Annotated in this window: 8 protein-coding genes, 1 tRNA gene and 1 pseudogene; all 10 read right to left on the reverse strand. The window is 42.0% G+C overall.

The annotated features are described in order from the left end of the window. Nucleotides 1–2: 2 nt before the first annotated feature. Nucleotides 3–296, reverse strand: coding sequence for a hypothetical protein (locus tag AC5GD6_RS05725; protein WP_491846435.1), 294 nt, complete (start codon nt 294–296; stop codon nt 3–5). A gap of 72 nt (nt 297–368) precedes the next feature. Continuing rightward, nucleotides 369–692: a membrane nuclease gene (locus tag AC5GD6_RS05730; RefSeq protein ID WP_276791281.1), complete on the reverse strand. Its 324-nt coding sequence runs from the start codon at nt 690–692 to the stop codon at nt 369–371. 46 nt (nt 693–738) lie between these two features. Beyond that, nucleotides 739–1,716, reverse strand: coding sequence for a radical SAM protein (locus AC5GD6_RS05735; protein WP_491846436.1), 978 nt, complete (start codon nt 1,714–1,716; stop codon nt 739–741). A gap of 164 nt (nt 1,717–1,880) precedes the next feature. Then, nucleotides 1,881–2,270, reverse strand: a complete 390-nt coding sequence (locus AC5GD6_RS05740) for a hypothetical protein (RefSeq protein ID WP_276769272.1) — start codon at nt 2,268–2,270, stop codon at nt 1,881–1,883. Nucleotides 2,271–2,449: 179 nt separating this feature from the next. Further along, a tRNA-Asn gene (locus AC5GD6_RS05745) sits at nt 2,450–2,524 on the reverse strand. Nucleotides 2,525–2,668: 144 nt separating this feature from the next. Beyond that, nucleotides 2,669–3,238, reverse strand: coding sequence for an NADPH-dependent FMN reductase (locus AC5GD6_RS05750; protein ID WP_048596516.1), 570 nt, complete (start codon nt 3,236–3,238; stop codon nt 2,669–2,671). Nucleotides 3,239–3,358: 120 nt separating this feature from the next. Beyond that, complete coding sequence (rpoD, locus tag AC5GD6_RS05755; RefSeq protein WP_061102764.1) at nt 3,359–4,684, reverse strand: RNA polymerase sigma factor RpoD; 1,326 nt, start codon at nt 4,682–4,684, stop codon at nt 3,359–3,361. 65 nt (nt 4,685–4,749) lie between these two features. Then, nucleotides 4,750–6,612: a DNA primase gene (gene dnaG / locus AC5GD6_RS05760; RefSeq protein WP_303871136.1), complete on the reverse strand. Its 1,863-nt coding sequence runs from the start codon at nt 6,610–6,612 to the stop codon at nt 4,750–4,752. Further along, nucleotides 6,596–7,891, reverse strand: coding sequence for a bifunctional riboflavin kinase/FMN adenylyltransferase (gene ribF / locus AC5GD6_RS05765; RefSeq protein WP_491846437.1), 1,296 nt, complete (start codon nt 7,889–7,891; stop codon nt 6,596–6,598). The genes dnaG and ribF overlap by 17 nt, the downstream gene beginning before the upstream one ends. After that, nucleotides 7,885–8,282, reverse strand: a pseudogene (locus tag AC5GD6_RS05770) (tRNA pseudouridine(55) synthase TruB); the annotation flags it as partial. The gene ribF and the pseudogene AC5GD6_RS05770, both read right to left, overlap by 7 nt.

The raw sequence follows: 8,282 nt of genomic DNA on the forward strand, positions 1-8,282 counted from the left end.
CGCTAATAGTCAAAACATGCCGTCATAAACATAGCACCAGCAGCTGGTTCATGAAGCGCGACAAGATCAGCGGTCGTCGTATCATTAAAAGAAAAATTCTCAACTAACTCGGCAATCTGAGACATGCCGCACGCAATAGCATAACCACCATCAAATGGATTAGAACGAAAAAAGACCGTAAAGCACGATTGCATATCCACAAGTCCTGCATCCCAATACCCTTGAGCCATGGTAAATTCGTATAAATCGGTATTAAGAGACACGTCATGAGCGGACGTTGCATCGGTAAGAGCCATAGTATCTTCCTTTACAATGAAAAGTTAATGCCTTAATTGTACCACTAAAAATGCATAAGTCTTGCATCTAAGTTATGCCGAAAGACGCATAATAATAAGGATGGCAGCGGCAAGCACTGCTAAGCATATAAGCACAATTTTTTGGCCAAGCGGCATGCGTAAATCATCATCAGGTTCCATGATTTTTCTGTTCTTCTCTTGAATATATTTAATGTGCTCATCACGAGCACGAGCGGCTGCGGCTTGCTGTTTTTGAGCTGCTTGTACCCGTTGTTGCTCGCGCATTCGTTCGGCTTTTTCTTTTCTAAGCTCTAATAACTCTGCACGCTCGGCGCGAGATAGAGAATCATCGTTATGTGTTTGTTCTTCTCTTTGTTGATGTACTTCGTCTGTCATGTTTTCCCTTTCCATCATATTCGCAGATAAATTGTAGTGCATGCGCTTATGCAACTGATGCACGTCGGACATGAGCGGTGAATGAAGAAAGTTCTGGTCCTTGAACACCAGTTGCGTCAAACTCTGGAATGAAGCTTTCCGAAACTGTACCGCCTTGTTGCCACCACATACGCTCAAAGCCAAGATCATCGGCATGATCGAGCACAGCTTCATATTCTTCGTTTGTTAGGGCATGTGCTAAATTACCTCCAGCTTTGCGGCAACGCTTATTAGGCGTATATTGATTCATAACCGAAATATCAATCTCGTTATGACCTATCTTCCACAATTTATCTAAAACCTTACACGAATCATCGCTGTGACCAGGCATAACTAAATGACGAACAATAATGCCACGAAGCATTTTACCAGTTGATTCATCAATAAGACGACCACCATGCTGACGTAAGCTTATAAGCATCTGTTCAAGAGACGCTGCGGCCATCTGCGGATAATCAGCTGCAGAAGTAAGCATTTTTGCCAATTTTGACGATGCAAATTTAAAATCAGGAAGCCAAATATCAATAACATCAGACATTGCTTCTATAGTTTCGGGACACTCATATCCTGAAGTATTACACACAATAGGCAAATGTAACCCTGCATCTTTTGCCATAAACAGCGCTTCACGCACATGAGGCGCATAATGAAGCGGTGTAACCAAGTTAATGTTGAGCGCACCTTGCTCTTGAAGCTCAAGCATAATCTCGGCAAGGCGCGCCGTGGTAATTTTTAATCCAAAACCTTCTTGAGAAATCTTAAAGTTTTGACAAAATGCACAGCGAAGCGGACACCCCGTAAAAAAGATTGCTCCTGAACCTTTTGTTCCCGAAATAGGCGGCTCTTCCCAAAAATGAAGTGCTGCGCGCGCGATATAAAGAGAATTAGAAGCACCACAAAAGCCTGCATGGCCAAGGTTACGCTTTGCATGACACATACGTGGACATAGTTGGCATACATCATATGATGCATTGGTTATACGCATAAACGCTGACTTCACTTTCACTGATTAGAGCTAACGCACCTTATTGTAACGTAGCTTACCAATAATAAAGCAAAAGACTTGCTGAAGTTACAAAGAAACGTAGAACCTATATGAATGAAGCCACGTAATGACAGATTACGCATATAAACAAAGAGAAACCAATCCTACTGTTTATCGTCGCCAATAACGGTAACTACACATCCATCTTTTACTACAATCATAAATTTACCATTGTTACATGGATACCGACCATTACCAAGCTCTTCTACCAGATGACATGTTGTTTGGTTGAGTATCTTGTTCTCGATATCTTCTATATTTATGCCAAGAACACGCTCAACGTAGCGAATAATAGCATGTTCGGACACGGTTAATTTTTTATTTTGTAACATAAGCTTATCTATTTTGGTGCTAAGTATTTGAATACTTGTTTTCTTAGTAGCTATGGTATGTTTAATTTCTTGCTGATGAGCATAAAGAGCTTCGACTTCTCCAACCAAATTATTTTTAAGCGTTTGAAGCTTTTTTATTTCAGCTCGCGCGGCTACACCCATGACGCTCCCCTTTCGTACATGAATACAGATGTATCCATGAATTAATACGTTAGCTGTACTATAACTGAGGGGTTGGACATTAATTAAAATATGGACGAATATACGAGGTTAAAGGAAACGAAGGGGATCAAAAGATAAGAAAAAACCGAGTATCAAAGATACTCGGTTATAACATATTCTGGCTCCCCGAGTAGGATTCGAACCTACGACACGCTGATTAACAGTCAGCTGCGCTACCGCTGCGCCATCGGGGAATAATCGTGCGCAAGCACGGATAACTACTATACCAAACTCACCCATAAAGACAAGTGCTAAATTAAAATTTCTACGTAAAATTTCAAAAAAGTAGAAAAACAGCTGGTAGAACCATTGCACGTGCGCTAAAAATATACTCGTGTTTAGTGACGAGGATTTGCTTCCACTAATGCTACAAATTTATCTACATAACTTTGTAAAAACTTATACGTAGACTCAACAGCAATGCGACCGTTTTCATCGAGCAACGAAGGAGACTTGCCTAAAAATACCTCAGGCTGACCCATAAGTGGCATATCGAAATAAGAAAGGGCAAGGCGAAGATTTTTTTGAGCACTGTAGCCACCCATAGCACCAACAGAATGGCTCATCATACCACAAGGTGTGCCTTTCCATGCCACGTCACCTGCTGGTTTAGAGGCAACATCCACAGCATTTTTAAGACATGCAGGAATGCAACGATTATTTTCGGGAGTTACAAACAAAACGCCGTCAGCGGCTTTAATGGTGTTTCTGAACTCTGTATAGCTCTCTGGAAGCGGCTTATCAGTTTCTTCGGGGTTGTCGTAATCGGCATCATAGAGTGGCAAATCACGAATCTCAACAATCTTTGCTTCATAATCCTTAGGAAACATATCAAGAACATTATTTGCAATCTTGCGAGCATAGGAACCTTTACGTAAGCTTCCCACCAAAACAGCGATGTGTTTCATACTCTCCTCCATCTACTCAATAAAAGATAACAATAAAGTTGTACCCAATTTGGAAGCGTCCTATAACACAAACCAATTGGGTACCAAAATTTTATCAAACTATAAAACTAAGAGCACAAACTAATCGCCAATGTAGTCTTTTAACCTACCTGAACGCGAAGGATGACGCAGCTTGGCAAGCGTTTTGCTTTCTATCTGACGAATACGCTCACGCGTAACACCAAACTCTCGGCCAACCTCTTCAAGCGTACGAGGGTGTCCGTCTTCTAAACCAAAACGGAACTTGATAACTTTACGCTCACGATCGGCTAAGCCATCGAGCACCTGATTAAGCTGCTCGCGCAACATAGAGTCACTTGCAGCATCGGGAGGAGCGACCGCTGTTGAATCTTCGATGAAGTCGCCCAAAGAAGAGTCCTCTTCTTCTCCAATAGGAGTTTCAAGCGACACAGGCTCTTGACTAATTTTTTGAATTTCGCGTACGCGATCGGCAGACATTTTCATCTGTTCGCCAATTTCCTCGGGCGTTGGTTCTCTTCCTAAATCTTGCAAAAGCTCTTTTTGAACGCGGACAAGTTTATTGATGGTTTCTACCATGTGTACCGGAATACGAATGGTGCGCGCTTGATCGGCAATAGCACGCGTGATGGCTTGACGAATCCACCAAGTAGCATAGGTGGAAAATTTAAAGCCTTTTGTATAGTCAAATTTTTCGACAGCGCGAATAAGACCAAGATTTCCCTCTTGAATAAGGTCGAGAAATAACATGCCACGTCCAACATAGCGCTTAGCAATCGAAACAGTTAAGCGTAGGTTTGCCGAGGTAAGCGCCTGCTTTGCGTCAAGACCTACTTGTTCGATACGCATAAGACGTCTTTGCTCGGCACGTGTTAATTCAATCTCGCCATTTTCTGCAGCTTCCAATTTCTTAGACGCATCTGTTCCTGCTTGGATCTTCATTGCTAAATGAACTTCTTCTGAAGCATTAAGCAAATCAACTTTTCCAATTTCTTTGAGGTACATGCGAACAGGATCGCCTGTAAGCATAACTGCGGAACTATCAATTCTGCGTGTACGTGCACGGGAAGAGCGTTTATTACTACGTTTTTTTGTTGCCGCACGTAAAATCTCTGTTGCCGCGCGCGTTTCGGCACGAGCTGCAGCTAAATCTGGATCTTCCTCGTCATCATCTTTTAAATCATCATCTAATAAATCATCATCATCCAAATTGACAACATCTGCAGTAATAGTAATATGTTGAGCGCGCAACGCCTGATATACATCAGAAAGTTCATCTGCATCAGTATCAAAATCTGATAAGGCGATTTGAATTTCGTCTTCGGATAATTTATTACCTGCTGCATTTGCTTGCGAACTTAGTTTATCAACAATTGATTGAAGTTCTTCAGAAAGCTGTACATCCTGATTTGATTCTTGCGATGTCACAGATATCCTTTCGACACATACTTATGTGATTTGAGAAACTACTCGTTATATACCCAAACCTAATTTTAGATAACATTAGAAATTATACTCTTTAGTTCGCTGATATGTTTCTGTAATTGCGTGGCTTTTTCAAGGAGTTTTTGACTTTCTTCAAAGGTAAGCGAGGTACGCGCAAGTTTAAGCTGCGTTTTAATTTTTTTTACTTCGCGAATAGATGACCACAAATCAACACTTGTTACCAAAAATTGAAATTGCATTTCTGGTGCTAGGTTAGAAAAACTAACCACCCGTCCTGATGCTAAAAGGTTAGGTGCCGATGGCGCAATGCGTGTAGCAGCTCCTACTACTTCTGCAGGTGTTGCACCTACAGGAGTTGCAAGCATAGCCCATGCAAGTTGCTCGTGCGTGACATCAAGCCAATTAAAATGCGCAATACGATCTTGATATTGGTGCATAAGCTGTGGTTTTGCAGCCATTAACGAAAGTAACTCTAACTCAGAACTTTTTTGCATACGCGCATCAGCAGACAGCAAATGTTGTGGTGTTAAAGCGTGCTTCGATGAATTGGTGTTTAAGGTATTGTTTTGAATAGGTGTCTGCAAATCTACAGGAGCACTATTTGTGGGAGTATATACACGCGCTGCTTCTTTATGCGCAGCTTTAATTGATGCTTTTACATGGTTTACATCCATATCAAGCAAATCAGCTACTTGAGAAGCGTAATCGTCTAAAAACAATGAATGCTTAAGAGGCGCTAAAAGCTGACTGGTAGATTGGAGCGCCTGAACCCGTTGACCCTCAATGCGTGTATCAAAATGCTCAAGTCTTTTTGCAAGCACAAAATCTAAGAGTGGCCGCGCATGCGAAAGAATTTCGGCAAGCTCTTCCTTAGAATGAGCACTTAAAAATTCTGCTGGATCCAAATTTTGTGGCAACACAACACATAACATTTCAAGACGAGTTTGATCAAGAAATTGAATTGCTCGCTCGGCGGCTTTTTGACCAGCAGCATCACCGTCAAACATGCAGATAATCTTACGCGTCGCAAAACGTTCGATAAGTTTAATATGATCAAGCGTAAGCGCCGTTCCAAGGGCTGCCACACAATTGGTGAAACCAGCACGATGCATAGAAATAACGTCGGTATAGCCTTCACACACAATAGCGGTGCCCGTTACCACGAGAGAATTTTTTGCTTCGTCAAATGCAAAGAGGTGTTTGCCTTTAGAAAACAGAACCGTGTCTTTAGTGTTAAGGTATTTGGGCTTGCCATCCCCTATGACACGTCCTCCAAAAGCAATGCATTTTCCTTGCTCATCATGAATGGGAAACATAACCCTATCAAAAAAACGCTCACGCAATCCCTGAGGAGTAAGACGCGCTAAATCACAAGCTAAAAGTTCTTGACGGGTAAATCCTTGTTTTGTCAATTCTGCTAACAACTCGTTTGAGCCAAGTGCAAATCCTAGATGCCACCGTTTAGAAACAGCGCTTCCAAAAGAGCGACCTTGCAAGTACATGCGTGCTTCTTGAGCTTTTGTTGAGCGCGAACAAAGAAGGGTGCGCTCGTAAAAATCTTCAGCCGCTTGCATGCACGCATAAAGGCGAACGCGCTTGGGAGTATGAGATGAACGATGAGATACATTCGTTAACTCAACGCCATATTTATCTGCTAAAAATTTGAGTGCGTCAGGAAAATCGAGGTGTTCGCGCTGCATAATGTAGGCAAAAACATCGCCACCAAGACCGCAACCAAAGCATTTCCATAAACCCGTTGAAGGATTAATATGAAATGAGGGGCTTTTCTCGTGGTGAAAAGGACAACAGCCCCACAAATCTGCACCGCGAGGTCGTAAAGGTACGGTTTCTGCTACAAGCTGCTCAAAATTTACCGCAGCGCGCACACGTTCCTTATCGTCTGTTTCCATACCTGTACACCTCGATTCCAGTTTCTCCTAAACAGTTTTTCACTTCTTTAATATTATCATGGACTGCTTTGATAAGCGCAGACACCGACTCAAACTTATGCACATCACGCATGCGTTTAATAAAAATAACATCAACAGTTTGGCCGTATATATCACCTGTAAAACCTAACAAATGTGCTTCTAAAAATCCCTGTCGTGGTAAAGCGCGCCTCTTTGAATCGCAGACATTCTTTTGGGTGTTGTCTTGGACAGTCTTTTCGAAGCTGACTTGAGAGTTATGTTGGGCGTTGTTTTGGGCGTGATTATGAAGATTATCTTGAGCCTTGCCGAGCTCATTCTCATAAAATTCGGAAGAGAATGTTGGAGAGATCCCCACATTTACCGCTGCTGGATAGATATGGTGTTGACAAACAACACATGCCATATATACACCAGATTGAGGAACACAATGATTTGCTTGACAAAGAATATTTGCCGTTGCAAAACCAAAGCCACTACCCTTTCCCCTTCCATGAATAACTTTTCCTGATAAGGAATAAAAGCGCGTGAGATACCTTGTTGCAAGATCTATATGGCCGTTTTGCAAAAGCATACGAATTAACGTTGCAGAAATAACCACTTCGTTGTCAGCAGCAAGTCTATGACCAAAAACATCAATATCATGTAACGAGCCAAAAGCGCGTAATGCAGAAATGTCACCTTGCCCACGATATCCCATTTTGAAGTCGGTACCTACATGAATAATACGAGGTGCAAGATGTTTCATAACAACATCAGTCAAAAATTTTTGATACTCAAGCTTTGCAAGCGCTGGCGTAAAAGACACCACAACAATAAGGTCAACATGAGTGCGTGCAATGAGTTCTAAACGTTGTTCGGTAGTTAACAGGCAAGCATCCAAATCAAGAGCACAGGACGCTGGTGCTTGCGAGTGAAGTACAAACGATGGATCGGGGTCAAAGGTAACAACCGCAGAGGTAAGATTATGCGCATGTGCGCTTTCAAGAGTTTTGCGAAGAAGTTCTTGATGTCCTACATGAAAGCCATCAAAAACACCAAAGGCAACACAAGACGGCGTGCGCGAAGTATACGCAACATGAGGAGAAACATAAAGCGTAATTCCATCTTGTTCCAGCCGCTGGTATGTTGAAAGTACCTGCGGATATATAGAACTGCTTTCACATATGCTTGCTAATGACACATCATGAGAAGTAAAATTTGCCGCGCTTGCATCGTCATTACTATCACAGCTTATGTTGCGCTGAGAAGACACTACCATGTTACACCCGAAACGCCATTCAACATGTTTGTTCTGCATATAAGCTTATCATCTTTACGTTCATAGATACCATAAAGTTTATTTTGGTACATACAGCCCACAAGTTGAGAATTTGCGCAATCGCTCAGACTGTTTTTTCGAATTGTCAATGACCTGCCATAGGACATATCAACTAAATCGGTATCATCGAGCATATAACGTGCGACATCAATAACATCAAAGGGGTTAAGTATCTTATTGGTAAAAACCGACCAGGATTCTTTTTTAAGCTCATCTAAGGTAATGCAATCAGCTATGGTAATACTACCCGAAGAAGATCGCTTAAGCGCCGATAGATGCGCGTGTGTTTGTGCATACAAGCCAATATCGCGCGCAAGAGAACGAATATACG

Source organism: Fannyhessea sp. (assembly GCF_986145555.1).

What these genes read in the sequence shown, in the direction of transcription:
- AC5GD6_RS05725 (WP_491846435.1), bottom strand. Translation starts at nt 296, where the DNA reads ATGGCTCTTACCGATGCAACGTCCGCTCATGACGTGTCTCTTAATACC.
- AC5GD6_RS05730 (WP_276791281.1), bottom strand. Translation starts at nt 692, where the DNA reads ATGACAGACGAAGTACATCAACAAAGAGAAGAACAAACACATAACGAT.
- AC5GD6_RS05735 (WP_491846436.1), bottom strand. Translation starts at nt 1,716, where the DNA reads ATGCGTATAACCAATGCATCATATGATGTATGCCAACTATGTCCACGT.
- AC5GD6_RS05740 (WP_276769272.1), bottom strand. Translation starts at nt 2,270, where the DNA reads ATGGGTGTAGCCGCGCGAGCTGAAATAAAAAAGCTTCAAACGCTTAAA.
- AC5GD6_RS05750 (WP_048596516.1), bottom strand. Translation starts at nt 3,238, where the DNA reads ATGAAACACATCGCTGTTTTGGTGGGAAGCTTACGTAAAGGTTCCTAT.
- dnaG (WP_303871136.1), bottom strand. Translation starts at nt 6,612, where the DNA reads ATGGAAACAGACGATAAGGAACGTGTGCGCGCTGCGGTAAATTTTGAG.
- ribF (WP_491846437.1), bottom strand. Translation starts at nt 7,891, where the DNA reads ATGGTAGTGTCTTCTCAGCGCAACATAAGCTGTGATAGTAATGACGAT.